This window comes from Ancylobacter koreensis (genome assembly GCF_023016525.1).
Lineage (GTDB): Bacteria > Pseudomonadota > Alphaproteobacteria > Rhizobiales > Xanthobacteraceae > Ancylobacter > Ancylobacter koreensis.
On record NZ_JALKCG010000007.1, the window covers coordinates 21,149 to 40,520 of the forward strand.

At 67.1% G+C, this 19,372-nt stretch carries 16 protein-coding genes and 1 tRNA gene; 8 read left to right on the plus strand and 9 right to left on the minus strand.

The annotated features are described in order from the left end of the window. Position 1 precedes the first annotated feature (1 nt). The 6 genes from MWN33_RS15270 to MWN33_RS15295 all read right to left on the minus strand — a co-directional run bounded on the left by MWN33_RS15270 (position 2) and on the right by MWN33_RS15295 (position 6,595). The gene (locus MWN33_RS15270; RefSeq protein ID WP_247201908.1) at positions 2–1,417 is read right to left on the minus strand and encodes an exopolysaccharide biosynthesis polyprenyl glycosylphosphotransferase; all 1,416 of its coding nucleotides are present in this window, start codon (positions 1,415–1,417) and stop codon (positions 2–4) included. Positions 1,418–1,680: 263 nt separating this feature from the next. Beyond that, entirely contained in the window at positions 1,681–2,751 is a 1,071-nt protein-coding gene (locus MWN33_RS15275; RefSeq protein WP_247201909.1) for a serine/threonine protein kinase, read from the minus strand. After that, on the minus strand, positions 2,748–4,193 hold the full coding sequence (gene trmFO / locus MWN33_RS15280) for a methylenetetrahydrofolate--tRNA-(uracil(54)-C(5))-methyltransferase (FADH(2)-oxidizing) TrmFO (protein ID WP_247201910.1): 1,446 nt from the start codon (positions 4,191–4,193) through the stop codon (positions 2,748–2,750). Before trmFO ends, MWN33_RS15275 begins: the two co-directional genes overlap by 4 nt. A 151-nt stretch (positions 4,194–4,344) precedes the next feature. Then, positions 4,345–4,506, minus strand: coding sequence for a DUF1127 domain-containing protein (locus MWN33_RS15285; RefSeq protein ID WP_247201911.1), 162 nt, complete (start codon positions 4,504–4,506; stop codon positions 4,345–4,347). Positions 4,507–4,709: 203 nt separating this feature from the next. Then, positions 4,710–6,002: an O-acetylhomoserine aminocarboxypropyltransferase gene (locus tag MWN33_RS15290; protein ID WP_247201912.1), complete on the minus strand. Its 1,293-nt coding sequence runs from the start codon at positions 6,000–6,002 to the stop codon at positions 4,710–4,712. Between the two features lie 152 nt (positions 6,003–6,154). After that, positions 6,155–6,595 carry a CoA-binding protein gene (locus MWN33_RS15295; RefSeq protein ID WP_247201913.1) on the minus strand — a complete coding sequence of 147 codons (441 nt, stop codon included), beginning with the start codon at positions 6,593–6,595 and terminating at the stop codon, positions 6,155–6,157. A 284-nt stretch (positions 6,596–6,879) separates the two neighbouring features. Here MWN33_RS15295 and rplM point away from each other — a divergent pair, with 284 nt between their 5' ends. Further along, a complete protein-coding gene (rplM, locus tag MWN33_RS15300) occupies positions 6,880–7,341 on the plus strand; it encodes a 50S ribosomal protein L13 (RefSeq protein WP_247201914.1) in 462 nt (153 codons plus the stop codon). Positions 7,342–7,343: 2 nt separating this feature from the next. Further along, positions 7,344–7,820, plus strand: coding sequence for a 30S ribosomal protein S9 (gene rpsI, locus MWN33_RS15305; protein ID WP_247201915.1), 477 nt, complete (start codon positions 7,344–7,346; stop codon positions 7,818–7,820). Positions 7,821–7,989: 169 nt separating this feature from the next. On the opposite strand, the gene MWN33_RS15310 is transcribed toward rpsI, so the two are convergent. Continuing rightward, positions 7,990–9,630, minus strand: a complete 1,641-nt coding sequence (locus MWN33_RS15310) for an autotransporter outer membrane beta-barrel domain-containing protein (RefSeq protein ID WP_247201916.1) — start codon at positions 9,628–9,630, stop codon at positions 7,990–7,992. A gap of 307 nt (positions 9,631–9,937) precedes the next feature. Here MWN33_RS15310 and MWN33_RS15315 point away from each other — a divergent pair, with 307 nt between their 5' ends. Then, on the plus strand, positions 9,938–11,131 hold the full coding sequence (locus MWN33_RS15315) for a GGDEF domain-containing protein (protein ID WP_247201917.1): 1,194 nt from the start codon (positions 9,938–9,940) through the stop codon (positions 11,129–11,131). 101 nt (positions 11,132–11,232) lie between these two features. Here the strand turns inward: MWN33_RS15315 and glnA are convergent, their stop codons facing one another. Together glnA and MWN33_RS15325 are read right to left on the minus strand one after the other, a co-directional pair. After that, the gene (gene glnA / locus MWN33_RS15320; protein ID WP_247201918.1) at positions 11,233–12,642 is read right to left on the minus strand and encodes a type I glutamate--ammonia ligase; all 1,410 of its coding nucleotides are present in this window, start codon (positions 12,640–12,642) and stop codon (positions 11,233–11,235) included. 134 nt (positions 12,643–12,776) lie between these two features. Next, positions 12,777–13,115, minus strand: a complete 339-nt coding sequence (locus MWN33_RS15325; RefSeq protein WP_213372002.1) for a P-II family nitrogen regulator — start codon at positions 13,113–13,115, stop codon at positions 12,777–12,779. A 363-nt stretch (positions 13,116–13,478) separates the two neighbouring features. On the opposite strand from MWN33_RS15325, the gene MWN33_RS15330 reads away from it, so the two are divergent. The 5 genes from MWN33_RS15330 to clpX all read left to right on the plus strand — a co-directional run bounded on the left by MWN33_RS15330 (position 13,479) and on the right by clpX (position 19,171). Then, the gene (locus MWN33_RS15330; RefSeq protein ID WP_247201919.1) at positions 13,479–14,969 is read left to right on the plus strand and encodes an NAD(P)H-hydrate dehydratase; all 1,491 of its coding nucleotides are present in this window, start codon (positions 13,479–13,481) and stop codon (positions 14,967–14,969) included. 195 nt (positions 14,970–15,164) lie between these two features. Beyond that, a tRNA-Leu gene (locus MWN33_RS15335) sits at positions 15,165–15,249 on the plus strand. A 131-nt stretch (positions 15,250–15,380) separates the two neighbouring features. Beyond that, the gene (gene tig, locus MWN33_RS15340) at positions 15,381–16,733 is read left to right on the plus strand and encodes a trigger factor (protein WP_247202087.1); all 1,353 of its coding nucleotides are present in this window, start codon (positions 15,381–15,383) and stop codon (positions 16,731–16,733) included. Positions 16,734–16,886: 153 nt separating this feature from the next. Beyond that, positions 16,887–17,519 (plus strand): ATP-dependent Clp protease proteolytic subunit, encoded by a 633-nt coding sequence (locus MWN33_RS15345; RefSeq protein ID WP_247201920.1) that lies wholly within the window; start codon positions 16,887–16,889, stop codon positions 17,517–17,519. Positions 17,520–17,899: 380 nt separating this feature from the next. Next, entirely contained in the window at positions 17,900–19,171 is a 1,272-nt protein-coding gene (gene clpX, locus MWN33_RS15350; RefSeq protein WP_144342625.1) for an ATP-dependent Clp protease ATP-binding subunit ClpX, read from the plus strand. The last annotated feature ends 201 nt before the right edge of the window (positions 19,172–19,372 follow it).

The window sequence follows — 19,372 nt, forward strand, 5'->3', positions numbered from 1 at the left end:
GTCAGAACGCCGAGGTGTCGGCGAGGCCCTTGGTCATGGTCAGCAGGATGATGCGGATATCGAACCATATCGACCAGTGCTCGATGTAGTAGAGATCCAGCTCCACGCCGCGCGCGGCCTTCTCCATGGTGTAGATGCCGCCGCGCATGCCGTTGATCTGCGCCCAGCCGGTGATTCCCGGCTTCATGCGGTAGCGGGCAACATAGTCCCGCACCGCTTCATAGCGCAGATCCTCGTTGATGAGCATGTTCGGCACATGCGGGCGCGGGCCGACGACGGACATCTCGCCGCGCAGCACGTTGAGGAGCTGGGGGATTTCGTCGATGGAGAGGCTGCGCAGGATGGCGCCGACGCGGGTGATGCGCGGGTCGCGCTGCACGGCGCCGACCGAGCCGTCGTCGCCGGGGTCGAAGCGCATGGTGCGCAGCTTGTAGACCATGAATTCGCGCCGGTTCAGCCCGACACGCGCCTGGCGGAACAGCACCGGGCCGGGCGAATCGAGCTTGATCGCCAGCGCCGCCAGCAGCAGCACCGGGCCGAAGACGAGGAGCCCGACACCGGCGATGCTGTAATCCTCCAGCGCCTTCAATATGCGCAGCGAACCCTTGAGCGGGCGCTGCTGCACCTGCAGCGCCGCGCGCTCGCCGATCCGCGCGACATGGGCCGAGCCGGCGGTGAACACCTCCGGCTCCATCTCCACCATCACGTCGGTCGCCACGCGGTGTAGCTGGCGGGTGATGGTGCCGATGCGCCGCATGTCGCCCCAGTCCTTGGTGACGATCACGAGATCGAACACGTCGGCCTTGGCGAGTTCCAGCAGGTCCTCCATGTCGCCGAGCACCGGCGGCACCCCGTCGCCGGCGGTTTCCGCATTGGTCGCGGGGCGGCCGCCGTCGCGGAACACGCCGACGAAGGAGATCAGCCCGGCCGGCCCGCTCTCGCGCGTATACCGCTCGATCAGCTCATAGGCCCGGTCGAGATCGCCGATGACGACGGTGCTGCGCACCAGCAGCTTGTTGCGGTCGACCCAGGCGACGCCGGCGCGCACCAGCACGAGACGGCCGACGAGCAGCACCGCGAGCGTCAGCAGCGCCCAGGGATGGAACTTCTCGGGATCGCCGGGCTGCGGCGGCACCAGCGCATAATAGATGACCCACACCGCCAGCGCCGCGGGTATGAACCCGACCAGCACATGGGCGATCTGGCGCCGCGCGCGCCGGTAGTGCTCGACGCGGTAGGCCTGCCCCAGCATGAGCACGCCGCAGAAGACCGCCGCCCCGATGACGCCGAGCAGCGCCGTCTGGCGCGCGGCGAAGATGTGCCAGATCCAGTAATAGGCGGTGGCCGAAAGGCCGATCATGGCGAGATCGCACAGGATCACCAGCCGGTTGACGAGACCGTGTGTCCAGCCCGTCATGCCGCGTCTCCGCAGATGCGGCGGCTCGGGAGCGAGCGGCCGCGCGATCCGCGCCGGCCGCCGGCCTCCCGTTGTCCACGGGAGCCGGAGCTCGGGCAGGGAGGCCTCACGGCGGTGGGACCCGGGCTCGAAAAGGAGGGCATCGGCTTCCATGGAGATGATCGCGCTGACGTGGCGGCGTGCAATGACGCGCTCACGCTAGCGACCGGCGCTTACCAAAGGCTCTAGCAGATTGGTTTATCCGGTGTTTAGCGTCCAGCGGGCTAGATGCCCCGGCGCACCCGGTCGCTGAGATTTCGGCGGTCGCGGATGACCGCCGCTAGCGCGGCTTCCTCCGCCTCGCTGCGCGGCAGCAGGGCAAGCTGGTCGATCTGGTTGAGCGCGACGAGGCGCAGCAGGTCGTCGCGCACCTGGCCCTCGCCGTCGCGCGGCAGGGCGGCAACGGTCTGCAGGTGCTCGGGCGGCAATATGTCCGGCAGCTTTGCCGCCAGATGCGCGCGCAGCGCTTGCTCGTCCGTCCCGGACGGCACTTCTACGAAGGCGTAGAGGCCGAAGCTGTGGCCGGCGGTGGGGAAGTCGCAGATGTGCACGCCGGTGACGCCGGCGACCTGGCCGAGCGCTTCGGCGATGCGCGGGCCCTGCTCCATGGCGCGCGGGCCGCGCCCTTCCGTGTCATGGTAGTTCAGAAGCCGGCGGGTGACGAAATTGTAGACCTTCTTGCCCGTCTTCATCCAGACGCGGGTGAACAGGCTTTTGCGGGCGAGAATCTTCTTCTCGCGCGCGGTGAGTGCCTCCGGGCAGTAGCTGCGCTTCTGCTTGAGGAAGTGGCGGATGTCCTCATAGGCCGCGACGCGGAACGCCTTGCTGCGCCGGGAGAACACCATGGCGAGCTGGAAATCCATCAGCACCGCGCGCCCGTCGGCGGCGTAGAGCCAGTTCTGCGGCTTGGCGAGGTCGTTATGGGCGATGCCGCGCCGGTGCACTTCGCGCAGCCCCCTGCGCGCCGAGGCGAAGAAGGCAACGTCGCCGCGCGGTTTGGCGATCTGCAGCGGGAGGCCGTCGACGAAGCCGCGCACGAGGTGGCCTTCCTCCAGCGCATAGACCGGCACCGTATGGCCGCTGCCCTGTGCCTGCCGGAGCGCGCGTGCCTCGCGTTTGGCGAAGTGACGGGCGAGCGGCTTCACCCACCATTTCACGTCCGCATAATTGCGCCGCACGGCGGGGAAGGCGTTGCCCTGCGCGTCGCGCCACAGGCCGCGCTCGATGGTGGAGAAGGTGTCGCGCTTGAGAACCGTGTCGAGCTCGAAGACACCGGCGGTTTCCGGGGGGGTCACGCGGCGGCCTCGCTGGCGGCATCGGCGTGCTGCGCGGCCCACGCATCGAGATCGGCCAGCGCCCGCGCGGCCATGACCTGTTTCTTGGCGACCGTCTTCTGCGTGCCGCGCAGGCGGTTGCCCTCCGCGTCGCGCGTCGGGGCGGCTTCGAGCGGCGGGAACAGGCCGAAATTGATGTTCATCGGCTGGAAGGAGCGCGGGCCGGCTTCCACCGTCTCGATATGGCCGCCGGTGATGTGGTTGATGAGCGCGCCATGTGCGGTGGTCGCCGGCGGCAGCGCGAGGTCGCGGCCGAGCCGCTCGGCGGCGGTGAACAGGCCGGCCATCAGCCCCATGGCCGAACTCTCGACATAGCCCTCGCAGCCGGTGATCTGCCCGGCGAAGCGCAGGCGCGGCTCCGCCTTGAGGCGCAGCGTGGCGTCGAGCACGCGCGGCGAATTGAGATAGGTGTTGCGGTGCAGGCCGCCGAGCCGGGCGAATTCCGCCTTCTCCAGCCCCGGGATCATGCGGAACAGGCGGACCTGTTCGGCATGGCGGGCCTTCGTCTGGAAGCCGACCATGTTGTAGAGCGTGCCCAGCGCATTGTCCTGCCGGAGCTGGACGACCGCGTAGGGCTTCACCGCCGGGTTGTGCGCGTTGGTCAGGCCCATAGGCTTCATCGGGCCGTGGCGCAGCGTCTCGGGTCCGCGCGTCGCCATCACCTCGATCGGCAGGCAGCCGTCGAAATAGGGCGTGTTGGCGCCGGCCTCGGTCTCGAAATCCTTGAACGGCACCGTGTCGCTGGCGACCAGCGCGGCGACGAAGGCCTCGTACTGCTCCCGGTCCATCGGGCAATTGATATAGTCGGCGCCGGTGCCGCCCGGCCCCACCTTGTCGTAGCGCGACTGAAACCAGCACACCTCCATGTCGATGGAATCGAAATGGACGATGGGGGCGATGGCGTCGAAGAAGGCGAGCGCCTGCTCGTCCGTGCGGGCGCGGATCGCCTCGGCCAGCGCCGGCGAGGTGAGGGGGCCGGTGGCGACGATCACGCTGTCCCAGTCCTGCGGCGGCAGGCCGGCGACCTCGCCGCGTGCCAGCGTGATCTCCGGGCGGGAGGCGATGGCGGTGGTGACGGCGGCCGAAAAGCCGTCGCGGTCCACCGCCAGCGCGCCGCCGGCCGGAATCTGGTGGCGGTCGGCGCAGGCCATGATGAGCGAGCCAAGCCGGCGCATCTCCGCGTGCAGCACGCCGACCGCGTTGTTCTGCGCGTCGTCCGAGCGGAACGAGTTGGAACAGACCAGCTCGGCCAGCGCGTCGGTCTTGTGTGCCTGCGTCCCGCGCTCCGGGCGCATCTCGTGCAGCACCACCGGCACGCCGCGCCGGGCAAGCTGCCAGGCCGCCTCGCTGCCGGCGAGGCCGCCGCCGATGATATGGACCGGTCGGGTCGAGGTGAGGCTCATGAGTGGGGATGCGCCGCTGTCGTCAGGTCAGTTGATGGGGCGCCTTAGCACGGATCGGGGGCAAAAAAGAAACGGCCCCGGAAAATTCCGGGGCCGTTCATTCTCTTCAAGCCGTCCGTCGGACACCGGGTCCGACCGACCCGTGCGTCACTCAGGCCGCAGCGGCGGCCCGGCGCGCGACATTCGCGATCTCGCCGCGCGAGACGTTGATGTCGGCGAGGGTGCGGTCGTCGAGCTGCGACAGCTCGACGAGGGTGCGGCGGTACGCCTGGTAGCGGCGGATCTGCTTGGCAACGAGGCCCCAAAGCAGCATGTCAGTCTCCATCGGTTCACGAAACCGGATCGCGGCCTCCCGACGAACCGGGTAGCTGCACGTCCGTTAATCATTCCGATGCCTAGATATTCGACAGCGTGCTCATTTGGTAGGAAATATACCGCATCCCAGCTTTGCACGCCGCGCATGACACGCTCACATTTCATTCACGATCTGCAAGGCTGGCACAAGATTGGCCGGAATCAGGCGTTTTTCAGCGCCTGATCGAGATCGGCGATGATGTCCGCCGCGTCCTCGATGCCGACCGACAGGCGCACCACATCCGGCCCGGCGCCCGCCAGCGTCTTCTGCTCGTCGGCGAGCTGGCGATGGGTGGTCGAGGCGGGGTGGATGATGAGCGAGCGTGTGTCGCCGATATTGGCGAGGTGCGAGAACAGCTTCACCCCCGACACCAGCGCGACGCCCGCCTCATAGCCGCCCTTCAGCCCGAAGGTGAAGACGCCGCCCGCGCCCTTGGGGGCGTAGTGCTGGGCGAGGTTGTGGTAGCGGTCGCCCGGCAGGCCGGGATAGCTGACCCACGCCACCTTCTCGTGGTCGGCGAGGAATGTCGCCACCGCCAGCGCGTTGTCGCAATGGCGCTGGATGCGCAGCGGCAGCGTCTCGATGCCGGTGAGGATGAGGAAGGCGTTGAAGGGCGAGAGCGCCGGCCCGAGGTCGCGCAGGCCGAGCACGCGGGCGGCGATGGCGAAGGCGAAATTGCCGAAGGTCTCGCCGATGACCACGCCCTCATATTCCGGGCGCGGCTGCGACAGGAAGGGGTAGCGGTTCTCGCGCAGCCAGTTGAACGAGCCGCCGTCGACGAGGACGCCGCCGATGGAATTGCCGTGCCCGCCGAGGAACTTGGTCGCCGAGTGGATGACGATGTCCGCGCCGTGCTCGAACGGGCGGATGAGGTAGGGGGTCGCCAGCGTGTTGTCGACGATCAGCGGCACGCCCGCGCGCTTCGCCACCTTCGCGATGGCCGCGATGTCGGTGACGATGCCGCCGGGATTGGCGATGGATTCGACGAAGATCGCCTTGGTCCTGGGCGAGATGGCGCGCTCGAAGGAGGCGACGTCGTCCGAATCCGCCCACACGACGTTCCAGCCGAAGCTCTTGAAGGCGTGGTTGAACTGGTTGATCGAGCCGCCATAGAGCTTGCGCGCGGCGATGAACTCGTCGCCGGGCGTCAGCAGGGTCTGGAAGGTGAGGAGCTGGGCGGCATGGCCGGACGCCACCGCGAGGGCGGCGGTGCCGCCTTCCAGCGCCGCCACCCGCTCTTCCAGCACGGCGTTGGTCGGGTTGCCGATGCGGGTATAGATGTTGCCGAACGCCTTCAGCCCGAACAGCGAGGCGGCATGGTCCACATCATCGAAGACGAAGGAGGTCGTCTGGTAGATGGGGGTGGCGCGGGCCTTGGTGGTCGGGTCGGGCTGCGCGCCGGCATGCACGGCGAGCGTGGCGAAGCCGGGGGAATGGTGCGAGGCGTCGGTCATGGCGTTCTCCTGTCCGGGCATCGGCCTTCGCCGCGCCGTTGCCGGTCAGTGTCGCGCCTTCGATAAAAAACGCAATATGCTTGTCAAAACAAATATATATCGAGAATAAACTGTTGAATTTGTGGGCCGTACCGTCCGTGGTGTTCGCGCCCTCAGCCCACCGGCGCCAGGCGCAGGCGCGGAATCTCGATGGCCGGGCAGCGGTCCATGATGACGGCGACGCCGGCCGCCTCGGCCTTCGCCGCCGCGCGGTCGTCGCGCACGCCGAGCTGACCCCAGATCAGCTTCGGGCGCGGCTCCAGCGCCAGCGCCTCCTCGACCACGGCGTCGAGATATTCAGGCGCGCGGAACACATCCACCATGTCGATCGGCTCGGGCACGTCGGCGAGCCGCGCATAGGTCGGCAGGCCGGCGATGTTGCGCCCGGCCTGTCCGGGGTTGATGGCGAACACCCTGTAGCCCTGCATCGCGAGATAGCGCGCCACGCCATGGCTCGGCCGCGACGGATTGGGGCTGGCGCCGACGACGGCGATGGTGCGCACCTTGCCGAGCCAGCCGGCGATGAAGGCGTCGTCGTAGGAATCGTGGGTCATTGTCGGTCCGTCGCTGCCTGCCTCGGGCCTCTTCATATGGGGCGGCGCGCGGCAGGGCGAAGGGGCGGGCGGGCGTGATCGCGCGTTTCAAGGCGGCCGGGGAGGGCGCGGAGAGCGAATTTCAAGGACTTGCATCGAGGTAATAAATTACCTAAATTGCAACCAATTGAAATCATTGTACTATTCTGAATGTCATCGCATTGACGTTGCGCGGTGCGTCGGCTAGAAGCCGCGCCACACGAGAAGTGCGGTCGCAAAGGCCGTACCCTGTAACGGATATTCCCATGCGCACCTATTCGGCGAAACCGGCCGACGTAGAAAAGAAGTGGGTCGTGATCGACGCCTCCGGCCTCGTGGTCGGGCGTCTCGCGGTCCTCATCGCGACCCGCCTCAAGGGCAAGCACAAGCCGACCTACACCCCGCACGTCGATTGCGGCGACAACGTCGTCGTCATCAACGCCGACAAGGTGGTGCTGACCGGCAACAAGCGTAACGCCAAGGTCTACTACCACCACACCGGCTTCCCGGGTGGCATCAAGGAGCGGACGGCCAAGTTCATCCTCGAAGGCCGCTTCCCGGAGCGCGTCGTCGAGAAGGCGGTCGAGCGCATGCTCGCCCGCGGCCCGCTCGGCCGCAAGATCCTCGGCAATCTGCGCGTCTACAAGGGCGCCACCCACCCGCACGAGGCCCAGCAGCCGGAAGTGCTCGACGTCGCTGCGCTCAACCGCAAGAATGTGGGGATCTGATCATGGCTGAGCTCATCCAGTCGCTCGACGGGCTCGAAGCCCTGAAGTCGCAGGCCGCCGAGGCCCCCAAGCATGTCCAGAAGCTGGACAAGCAGGGCCGCGCCTACGCCACCGGCAAGCGCAAGAACGCGGTCGCCCGCGTGTGGGTGCGTCCGGGCACCGGCAAGATTCTCGTCAATGAGCGGGACATCGAGACCTACTTCGCCCGTCCGGTGCTGCGCCTCATCATCCAGCAGCCCTTCTCGACGGCGGCCCGCACCGGCCAGTACGACGTGGTTGCCACCGTGTCCGGCGGCGGCCTCTCCGGCCAGGCCGGCGCGCTGCGCCACGGCATCTCGCGCGCCCTGACCTATTACGAGCCCGAGCTGCGCGGCCCGCTCAAGAAGGGCGGCTTCCTGACCCGCGACTCGCGCGTCGTCGAGCGCAAGAAGTACGGCAAGGCCAAGGCCCGCCGCAGCTTCCAGTTCTCGAAGCGCTAAGCGCGCCTCGCATCCAATACGAAAGGGCGGGTCCTGCGACCCGCCCTTTTTGTTTGCCCATTCGTTCTGTTGAGCCGCGGTGTCCTGCCGGTAGTGATGGCCTGCGGCAGAGCGGGTACACGGCGAAGGCGGCATCGCCGCCCCCGCCTTCACCTTCGCCCGGTGCGTGTCAGAACGGCACGGAGAGCCGGGCGGTGCCGGTCCACACGCTGTAATCCGCGCCGATGCCGCCATATTCGCCGCCGAGCGACAGCGACCCGGCCGCGAAGACGCGCATGTTGAGGCCGCCCGTCACGCGCGCCGACCAGCCCTCGCCAATGCCGATATCCGGCACGTCCACCGGCAGGTTGTCGTCCGAGGCGAAGTTCCAGTCTGCATAGAGGCCGACATAGGGAATCACGCCCTCGAACACGTGCGGCGCTGTCAGCTTGCCGCCAAGCGCGACACGCCCGGCGGAGAAGTCGTTCGTGTCGTGAAACGCCCCAAGTGTATCGAAATAGGAGCTCTGGCTCTCCCAGAGGGCGTACACGTCGGCGGAGGGCTCGACGATGTAGCTGCCGACGGCGTAGGTGCCGCTAAGTCCGGTCGAGAGCAGCCAGCGCGAGCCGTCGAAGCTGCCGGCCGCCAGCCCGGCGGAGGCGTCGTAGCTGAGCCCGGTCCAGCCGACCATGCCTTTCCAGCGCAGCGTCGGCGTGATCTGCCAGCCCGCATAAGTGCCGACCGTGGCGCCGTCTCCATCCAGATTGCCGGTGAGCCAGGCGAAATCGTAATCGAAATTCTCGTAGCCGCCGAACACGCCGACCACGACGGTGGGGGCGAGCCGGTAGGTGAGGCCGGCGGTGGCGTTGATCTGCGTGCCCTTGAGCTGGTCCGAATCCGACTGCTCGAAGCCGCTGCCGCGCACGTCGAGCCAGGCAGTCCATTTCTGCTCGAATACCGGCGTCGCGAGGGAGAACGACTTGTTGGTGCTGGCATAGCTCAGAGCCGAGAAGGCATCGCCAGCCGTTTCCGAGACGCCGGTACGGTCGCCTGAATGGGCGAATCGCATGATGGATTCGCTCGACACACTCATGTCCACCACAAGCGGGGTAATTTTGGTGTTTTTGGGCACCGTACTCGGGTTTCGCGTGGGCACAAGCCCCGCGAGATACAGGCTGTCGTAGGTGAGGAGCGCCTCAATGTAGGACATTCGGTAGAGGTGCGCGTCGGGGGAGTCTCCTATCGGGCCTTGCCCATGAGAGGCCTTCCGGGCTACGTAATCAGCAAACTCCTCGCGGGTCATGACCACGGCTGCCGGTGTCGAGGGGCCGGGTCCGCCCAGCGCGGAATCGATGGCGTTGGACACCGAGGTGCTGATGGCGGCGCCCGAGTTGTTGGCCACGACCTTCGAACCGATCGACTGGACGCTGGTCAGTTTTTCGCTGTCGGTGAGCCCGCCGTTCGAGCCGCCGCCGGGCGTGCAATTCCACGCGAAATTCGAGCCTGGGTTGGACTGCGTGCCGCTGATGATGAATTCGTCCGACGTCGCCTCCGGCACGACATAGGTCTGCGAGCCGAGCGTATTGAAGCTCAGAACCAGCGGGTCGTGGGTGGTGGCGTTGTAGAGGCCGAGCCGGTCGGAGCCGCCGACGGCGGTGATGGTCAGCCTGATCGTGTCGCCGGCAACGAACCCCGTGCCCGACGTGCTGCCCGAGATCGAACCGTCGGAGAAGGTGCCGTTGAGCGCCGAGCACCCCGCCGAGGCGAACGCGGCGCTGCTGGCCCCCAGCAGGAAAACCGACGCGACAGCGCCCAATACAATACGACGCATGAAATTCCCCCCGGCCGTGGACGCGAAAGCCCAGCGATGATGCCGCTGCAAGATCATGCACGACACTCGCGTCCGTGGATACGACTTGATTATATTACTACTGTATTTTCTCAGAAAATCGATGGATAGGGCGTCGGCCCGCCACAAAAAAAGGGGCACCCTGCGGCGCCCCTTCGATGTCGACGCGACCGCGTGGCGATGGCACCGGATGCGGCTTCCGGCTAATGTCACGCAGCCCCCTTTACCTCCCTCCGCCGGTGGCGGGGTAGATAGCGCGGGCCTCCGCGTACAGAGTGCCGGCGACCGCATGAGCTTCGATCCACTGACTATCTGGTCGGTCGTTCTGCTGATCGGCCTGATGCTGTCTGCCGTCATGGTGCTCGCCTGGACCGTGACGCCCGACGAGCCGGCGCTGCTCTATTGGGCGGCGTTCTGCGCCATTCTCGTCACCGGCATAGCCGGCATCATGGCGCGCGGGGTCATTCCCGATTTCGTGTCGATCTCGCTGGCGAATGCGCTGGTCCTGCTGGGCTACGGCCTGATCTGGGTGGGGCTGCGCGTGTTCGACCGGCGCCGGCCGCGCCTCGGCTACACGCTGATCGCGCCGGCGCTGTGGATCGTCCTGTGCGAGCTGCCGCTGTTTCGCGATCATATCGCCAGCCGGATCGTTCTCGGCTCGTCCTTCATGGTGGTTCTGGTGCTGCTGGCGTTCGTCCAGCTCTGGCGCGGCTGGGTGGCGCCCTCGAAGGTACGCCCGGTGGCCGCCGCGCTGCTCGGCATATCGATCACCATGTCGCTGCTGCGCATCCCGTTCGCCGGCAGCTTCGTGGAGGGCGATTCCCTGCGCCTCATGAGCGATCCGCGCTATCTGTGGATGGGGCTGCTGGCGATCTCGCTGCTGATCCTCGTCGGTTTCACGCTGGTGATGCTGGTGCGCGAGCGCACCGAGCAGACGTACCGCACCGCCGCTCAGCGCGATCCGCTGACAGGGCTGCTGAACCGCCGCGGCTTCCATGCCGAAGCCGTGCCGCTCTGCCGGCGCGGCGGCGCCCTCGCCCTGATGTTGCTCGATCTCGACCGTTTCAAACAGGTCAACGACCGTTTCGGCCACGCGGCCGGAGACCGCGTGCTCATGGCCTTCGGCGAGGCGCTGATGCTCGACATGCCGGGGACCGGCATTCTCGCCCGGATCGGCGGCGAGGAGTTCGCGGTGCTGCTGCCGGGCCTGCGCATGCCGGCGGCGCGGCTGGCCGCCGAGCGCATCCAGCGCAATTTTGCGGAAGGGCTGGAACGGCTGCCGACACCGGGGCTGCCGATCCACTGCACGGTCAGCATCGGGCTGGCGAGCGGCGAGCTGACGCCCTGCCACACCGACACCCATGCCGAGGCGGCGCTTCACCAGATGCTGAAACGGGCCGATGCCGCGCTGTACCGGGCGAAGTCGGCGGGCCGCGACCGGATCGAGATCGTCGTCCTGCGCGCCGAGGACTTCAGGGCCTAGGATCCGCCCGGCGATGCCCGGCGGCCTGTCTGCTGCGCGCCCCAACGCAAAAGGGGTGCCCGAGGGCACCCCTTCGCAGGTGTCAAAGGTCCGCAGGCGGATCAGATCGAGTAGTACATCTCGAACTCGACCGGGTGCGGCGTCATCTCGAAGCGCATCACCTCGGCCATCTTCAGCTCGATATAGGCGTTGATGAAGTCGTCCTCGAAGACGCCGCCCTTCTTGAGGAACTCGCGATCCTTGTCGAGCGAGGACAGCGCCTCGCGCAGCGAGCCGCAGACGGTCGGGATCTTCTTGAGCTCCTTCGGCGGCAGGTCGTAGAGGTCCTTGTCCATCGCCGGACCCGGATCGATCTTGTTCTGGATGCCGTCGAGGCCGGCCATCAGCAGCGCGGCGAAGGCGAGGTAGGGGTTCGCGCCGGGGTCCGGGAAGCGGGTCTCGACGCGCTTCGCCTTGGGCGAGGTGGTGTAGGGGATGCGGCAGGAGGCCGAGCGGTTGCGCGCCGAATAGGCGAGCAGCACGGGCGCCTCATAGCCCGGCACCAGACGCTTGTAGGAGTTGGTCAGCGGGTTGGTGAAGGCGTTCAGCGCCTTGGCATGCTTGATGATGCCGCCTATGTACCACAGGCATTCCTGGCTGAGGTCGGCGTATTTGTTGCCCGCGAACAGCGGCTTGCCGCCCTTCCAGATCGACTGGTGCACATGCATGCCCGAGCCGTTGTCGCCGAAGATGGGCTTCGGCATGAAGGTGGCGGTCTTGCCGTAGACGTTGGCGACCTGATGGATGCAGTACTTGTAGACCTGCAGGTGGTCGGCCATCGTGACGAGGGTGTTGAACTTCAGGCCGAGCTCGTGCTGGGCCGAGGCCACCTCGTGGTGATGCTTCTCGACCTTGGCACCCATGCGGGCCATGGCCGCCAGCATTTCGCCGCGCAGGTCCTGCGCGCTGTCGACCGGCGGGACGGGGAAGTAGCCGCCCTTGGTCTTCACGCGGTGGCCGAGATTGCCGCCCTCATACTCGGTGTCGCCGTTGGTCGGCAGCTCGATCGAGTCGAGCTTGAAGCCCGTATTGTACGGGTCCGCCTTGAAGCGCACGTCGTCGAAGATGAAGAACTCGGCCTCGGGGCCGATATAGACGGTGTCGCCGATGCCGGTGGACTTCAGGTAGGCCTCGGCCTTCTTGGCCATGCCGCGCGGGTCGCGGCCATAGGGCTCGCCCGTGGTCGGCTCCAGAACGTCGCAGACGACGACCAGCGTGGTCTCGGCGAAGAACGGGTCGATGCAGACGGAATCGAGATCGGGCTGCAGATGCATGTCCGACTCGTTGATCGCCTTCCAGCCCGCGATGGACGAACCGTCGAACGCCTGGCCGTCGGCGAAGAAGTCGTCGTCGACCATCGAGATGTCGAAGGTCACATGCTGCCACTTGCCGCGCGGATCGGTGAAGCGCAGGTCGACGTATTTGACGTCGTTGTCCTTTATTAGCTTCAGTACATCCTTGGCCGTCGTCATATTTGTCGTACCTCTTCTGATACTGCCGTCTTTTGCAGGGCAGATGAATCCCCAAGCGGATGGTCAACGACGATACGCGCCGCACCCGTCAGGATGCGGCGCGCTCGGTAGGCGCGACCATACTACGCTGGCTGTCAGATGGCGTCGACGCCCGACTCGCCGGTACGAATTCGGATGGCTTCCTCGATATTCGATACGAAGATCTTGCCGTCGCCGATGCGGCCCGTCTGGGCGGCACGGCGGATCGCGTCGATCGCGGTTTCCACCGTCTCGTCGGCGACCACGATCTCAATCTTCACCTTGGGCAGGAAATCGACGACGTATTCCGCGCCGCGATAAAGCTCCGTATGCCCCTTCTGGCGGCCGAAGCCCTTGGCCTCGGTGACGGTGATACCCTGCAGTCCGACTTCCTGCAGCGCCTCCTTCACCTCGTCCAGCTTGAAGGGCTTAATGATGGCCTCGATCTTCTTCATCTGTATCCGTCTCCCTGACTCGACGATCCGCGACGCCCGGCCGAGTCAGGTCGCGTAGAAGCAGAACCCATGCCAAGCCCATCCGCCGTCGCAAAACACTGAGAGTGCGCATCATTGCACGCGCTCCGGCGCCCGCAAACGTGGGAATAATCCGAGGTGAGGTTAATAAATGTGCGACATGAGTAAAAAATAGACGGAAATAACGAACACGCACACGGCGGGCGCGCGCTAAAAATAGGCAGATGCCGATGAATGCTGCGTTTGCCGCGCGTGCCTCGCGCGGCGTCGCCATTCTCGCCTAAGCTGGCGCAACGCGGCCGGCCGTCTCGCGCATCGCGGAAACAGGGCCGCAGGGGCTGTCGCATGGAACTTCTCACCCCGCAGGAAATGGGGCGCGCCGACGCCTTCACCATCGCCGCCGGCATTCCCGGCGAGGTGCTCATGGAACGGGCGGGCCTCGCCGTGGCGCGCCTTACCGCGCGGGTGGCGCGCGTGGGCGGCCATGTTCTCGTGCTGTGCGGGCCCGGCAATAATGGCGGCGACGGCTTCGTCGCGGCCCGTCATCTCGCGGGGGCGGGCTACCGCGTCCGCGTGGCGCTGCTCGGGCGGGCCGCAGCGCTGCGCGGCGACGCGGCGCTCATGGCCGGCCGCTGGCAGGGGCCGGTGGAGGACGCGGCCGGGGCGGCGCTCGATGGCGCCGATCTCATCGTCGACGCGCTGTTCGGCGCCGGGCTGGCGCGCGATCTCGACGGCGCGGCCCGCGCTCTGGTCGAGCGGGTCAATGCGAGCGGGCTACCGGTGCTGGCGGTCGACCTGCCCTCGGGCATCGACGGCGCCAGTGGGGCGGTGCGCGGGGCCGCGATAGGCGCCCGCTGGAGCGTGACCTTCTTCCGCCCGAAGCCCGGCCACCTGCTGCTGCCGGGCCGGGTGCATGGCGGCGAACTCACCGTCGCCGATATCGGCATCCTTCCCACCGCGCTGGACGTCATCGCTCCCCGCGCGTTCGAGAACATCCCCGATCTGTGGGGCGGCGCCTTTCCCGTGCCGCGAACCGAAGGGCACAAATATGCGCGCGGCCATCTCGTCGCCGTGTCCGGCCCCGCCTACGCCACCGGGGCGACGCGGCTCGCCGCGCGGGCGGCTCTGCGGGCGGGGGCGGGGCTGGTGACGGTGGCCTGTCCGCAGGCGGCGCTGGCGATCCATGCCAGCAACCTGTCGGCGGTGATGGTGCGCCCGGTCGAGGACGCGCCGGGCCTCGCGCGGCTGCTGGCCGACCAGAGGCTGTCGACCCTCGTGCTCGGGCCGGGGCTCGGCGTGGGGCAGGGCGCGCGCGACCGGCTCGCCGCCTGCGCCGACCGCCGTCTGGTGCTCGATGCCGACCTCATCACCAGCTTCAAGGGCGATGTCGACACGCTCGCCGGCATGCTGCGCGGCTCGCCGGCCGCCGTGGCGACGCCACATGACGGCGAGTTCGCGCGGCTGTTCGAGGGCTGCCGGGACATTCTCGATGCGCCCTCCAAGCTGGAGCGGGCCCGCGCCGGTGCCGCAAGGCTCGGCATAACGCTGTTGCTGAAGGGCGCGGACACCGTCGTCACGGCGCCGGACGGGCGTGCCGCCATCGCCGCCAACGCGCCACCCTGGCTGGCGACGGCGGGGGCGGGCGATGTGCTCGCGGGCATCGTCGGCGCGCTGCTGGCGCAGGGCATGGCGCCGTTCGAGGCGGCCTGCGCCGCCGTCTGGCTGCATGGCGAGGCGGCGCGGGAAGCCGGCCCCGGCCTCGTCGCCGACGATCTGGTCGATGCGCTGCGCCCGGTCTACCGGCGGCTGTTCGCGGCGCTCGGCGCGCCGGTCTAGCCGTTCCTCGCGCAGTTCATCGCGCAAGCGTGTTCCGGCGGGTGCGCACAGGGCGCGCGGCGCACGCTTTTGGGGCTGGCGCTGGGGCAGGGCCGTGCTATAAGCCCGCACCCGGCTGGCGGCACCTTCTCGGGTGTGCGCCCGTGCGCCGTTGCCAGCCCCGATATGGCGGATTGGCGGGCGCCCGGAGCAACCGCGGGCGTGGCGGAACTGGTAGACGCGCTGGATTTAGGTTCCAGTGGCGAGAGTCGTGGGGGTTCGAGTCCCTCCGCCCGCACCAGTCTTTCCCTTGCCCGGTGCCGCCTTCCGATCCATTTGACCCAGCGAGGCCACGGCGTTCAGGCGGCGTGTTCGCGCTCAGACATTCGAGAGCTCCGCGCAAGCGGCAAACAAGACGAAGGCCGATTGAACATGCAGGTCACCGAACTCCTCGCCGAAGGTCTCAAGCGCGAATACCGCGTGGTGCTGCCGGCCGCCGAACTGGACGCCAAGGCGAATGCCCGCCTCAACGAGCTCAAGGACAAGGTCCGTCTCAACGGCTTCCGTCCGGGCAAGGTGCCGGTGGCGCATCTCAAGCGCATGTACGGCAAGTCGGTGCTCGCCGAGGTGATCGACCAGGCGGTCAACGAGGCGAACAACCAGATCGTCGAGGACAACGGCTTCAAGCTGGCGCTGCAGCCCAAGGTCGAGCTGCCGCAGGACGAGGCGGCGGTCAACGAGGTGATCGAGGGCAAGGCCGACCTGACCTTCACCGTCGGCCTCGAAGTGCTGCCGAAGATCGAGCTCGGCGACTTCAAGTCGATCGCCCTCGACAAGCCGGTGCTGGCGGTGAGCGATGAGGAGATCGAGGACACGCTGACCCGCATCGCCGAGTCGAACCGCCCCTACGCCGCCAAGCAGGGCGAAGCCGAGAAGGGCGACCGCGTCCACATCAACTTCGTCGGCTCCATCGACGGCGAGAAGTTCGAGGGCGGTTCGGGCGAGGACATCCCGCTCGTGCTCGGCTCCAACAGCTTCATCCCCGGCTTCGAGGACCAGCTCATCGGCATCAAGGAAGACGAGACCCGCACCGTCGAGGTCACCTTTCCGGCCGAGTATCAGGCGGCCCATCTCGCCGGCAAGGCGGCCTCCTTCGAGGTCACCGCGCGCATGATCGAATCGCCGGCCGAGCTTCCGCAGGGCGACGAGTTCGCCAAGGCCCTCGGCCTTGAGAGCTACGACGCGCTGCGCGAGCAGGTGAAGAGCCGCATCGCCCAGGAGCATAACGGCCAGAGCCGCAACAAGGTGAAGCGCCGCCTGCTCGACGCGCTCGACGGCCTGCACCAGTTCGAGGTGCCGCCCTCGCTGGCACAGCAGGAATTCGACGGCATCTGGAATTCGGTGACGTCGGAGATGGAAGCGCAGAAGCGCACCTTCGCCGACGAGGGCACCACCGAGGAGGAGGCCCGCGCCGATTACGACAAGATCGCCAAGCGCCGCGTGCGCCTCGGCCTGGTCCTTGCGGAAATCGGTGAGAAGAACAACATCCAGGTGACCGACGACGAAGTGACCCGCGCCGTCGTCGAGCGTGCCCGCCAGTTCCCCGGGCAGGAACAGCAGGTCTGGGAATTCTATCGCCAGAATGCCCAGGCGCTCGCGAGCCTTCGCGCGCCGATCTTCGAGGAGAAGGTCGTCGACTTCCTGCTCGAGCTCGCCAAGGTCAACGAGGTTCCCGTCACCCGCGAGGAACTCTACGCCGAGGACGAGGCCGACAAGGCCGCCTGAGTCCGCCGGATCGCGGCGGGGCCGTGCGCGAGCGCGGTCCCGCCCGCCGCGGCTTAATGGCCCGTCGGGCTGGCGGGGGCGCGCTTTCCCATTATGGTGGGCGGGGTGGATTCGCGGGCGGCGCCTGTGCGCCGAGCCGCCGAGGAACGGAATATGCGTGACCCGATCGATACTTACATGAATTATCTGGTCCCGATGGTGGTCGAGCAGACCAACCGGGGCGAACGTTCCTACGATATTTATTCGCGCCTCCTGAAGGAGCGCATCATTTTCCTGACCGGTCCGGTCGAGGACAACATGTCGACCCTCATGGTCGCGCAGCTGCTGTTCCTTGAGGCGGAGAACCCGAAGAAGGAAATCTCGATGTACATCAACTCCCCCGGCGGAGTGGTGACGTCGGGTCTGGCGATCTACGACACGATGCAGTTCATCAAGCCGGCGGTGTCGACGCTGTGCATCGGCCAGGCGGCCTCGATGGGCTCGCTGCTGCTGACCGCCGGCGAGGCGGGCATGCGCTTCGCGCTGCCGAACGCGCGAATCATGGTGCACCAGCCCTCGGGCGGCTATCAGGGCCAGGTGACGGACATTCTCATCCACGCCAAGGAGGTCGAAAGCCTCAAGCGGCGTCTGAACGAGATTTACGTCAAGCACACCGGCCAGTCGCTGCAGGCGGTGGAGGACGCGCTGGAGCGCGACAACTTCCTGACCGCCGAGACCGCCAAGAGCTTCGGACTTATCGACAATGTGATCGACAAGCGTCCCGAAGAGGCTCCGGCCAAGCCCTGACGGGCCTCGCCGCCGTGATTGAGAAGCCACGCCGGCTTCCTATATTGACAGTCAGGTCCGCGCTAAAATGAAGCGCGGACTTGCGTGCATCGCGGTATCGCGCTTGCATGACATCTGGATGATGTGTCGCCGGGAGGTGTGACAGGGGGACGACGGGGCAGCCGCCCCATCCACGCTAAGTCGGGGATGGATGGATTGCCTTCTTGATCGTGTCGGTTCCGGCATGCTTGGCTGGACGTTACGAACAGGACCCTTAAGTCGCTTCCTTTTGACGGCCTTTTCGAGCCGTCGCGTTTCTCCCCCCTTGGAGGCCCGCGGCGGCCTGCGAGACTGGGGCGGACCCGGGCGATGCCTGGGCCGCCGAGCGGACGGAGAGACGCATGAGCAAGGTTGGCGGCGGCGACAGCAAGAACACTCTGTATTGCTCGTTCTGCGGCAAGAGCCAGCACGAGGTCCGCAAGCTTATTGCGGGACCTACCGTGTTCATCTGCGATGAATGCGTCGAGCTGTGCATGGACATCATCCGCGAGGAGAACAAGTCCTCGCTGGTGAAGTCCCGCGACGGGATTCCCACCCCGAAGGAAATCTGCAAGGTGCTGGACGATTACGTGATCGGCCAGTTCCATGCCAAGCGCGTGCTGTCGGTGGCGGTGCACAACCACTACAAGCGGCTCAACCACGCGACCAAGCACGCCGGCGACGTCGAGCTCGCCAAGTCCAACATCCTGCTGATCGGGCCGACCGGCTCGGGCAAGACGCTGCTCGCGCAGACGCTCGCCCGCATCCTCGACGTGCCCTTCACCATGGCGGACGCGACGACCCTGACCGAGGCCGGCTATGTCGGCGAGGACGTCGAGAACATCATCCTCAAGCTGCTGCAGTCCGCCGACTACAATGTCGAGCGGGCCCAGCGCGGCATCGTCTATATCGACGAGATCGACAAGATCAGCCGCAAGTCCGACAACCCCTCGATCACCCGCGACGTCTCGGGCGAGGGCGTGCAGCAGGCGCTGCTGAAGATCATGGAAGGCACGGTGGCGTCCGTTCCCCCGCAGGGCGGGCGCAAGCATCCCCAGCAGGAGTTCCTGCAGGTGGACACCAGCAACATCCTGTTCATCTGCGGCGGCGCCTTCGCCGGCCTCGACAAGATCATCTCGTCGCGCGGCAAGGGCACGTCGATCGGCTTCGGCGCCGTCGTCGCCGCCCCCGAGGACCGCAAGCCGGGCGAGGTGTTCCGCGAGGTCGAGCCCGAGGATCTGCTGAAGTACGGGCTGATCCCCGAATTCATCGGCCGTCTTCCCGTGATCGCCACGCTGGGCGATCTCGACGAGGAGGCGCTGAAGAAGATCCTCGCCGAGCCGAAGAACGCGCTGGTGAAGCAGTATCAGCGGCTGTTCGAGATGGAGAACGTCGAGCTCACCATCCATGAGGAGGCGCTGGGCGCCATCGCCCGCAAGGCCATCGAGCGCAAGACCGGCGCGCGCGGCCTGCGCTCGATCATGGAGGGCATCCTGCTCGATACGATGTTCGATTTGCCCGGCCTCGAAGGGGTCGAGGAGGTCGTCATCAGCAAGGAGGTCGTCGAGCAGAATGCGCGTCCGCTGTACATCTATGCGGACCGGGCTGCCGGCGATGCGGGCGCGAGTGCCTGAGGACGCGGCGGAAGCGGAGGCCGGGCGGATGCGCCCGGCAGGGACCAAGGTGGGCTCCCTTGACGGGGGGCGGAGGCGTCGCCATTTCAGCCTCAACCACCGGTCCTCGACCGCATCGACGTGCCTCGCGCCACTCGCAGCTCCCGCACAGAGATCAACGTTCGCGTTCCGGCCGCATTGCGGCACGGTTCCGCTTCACGG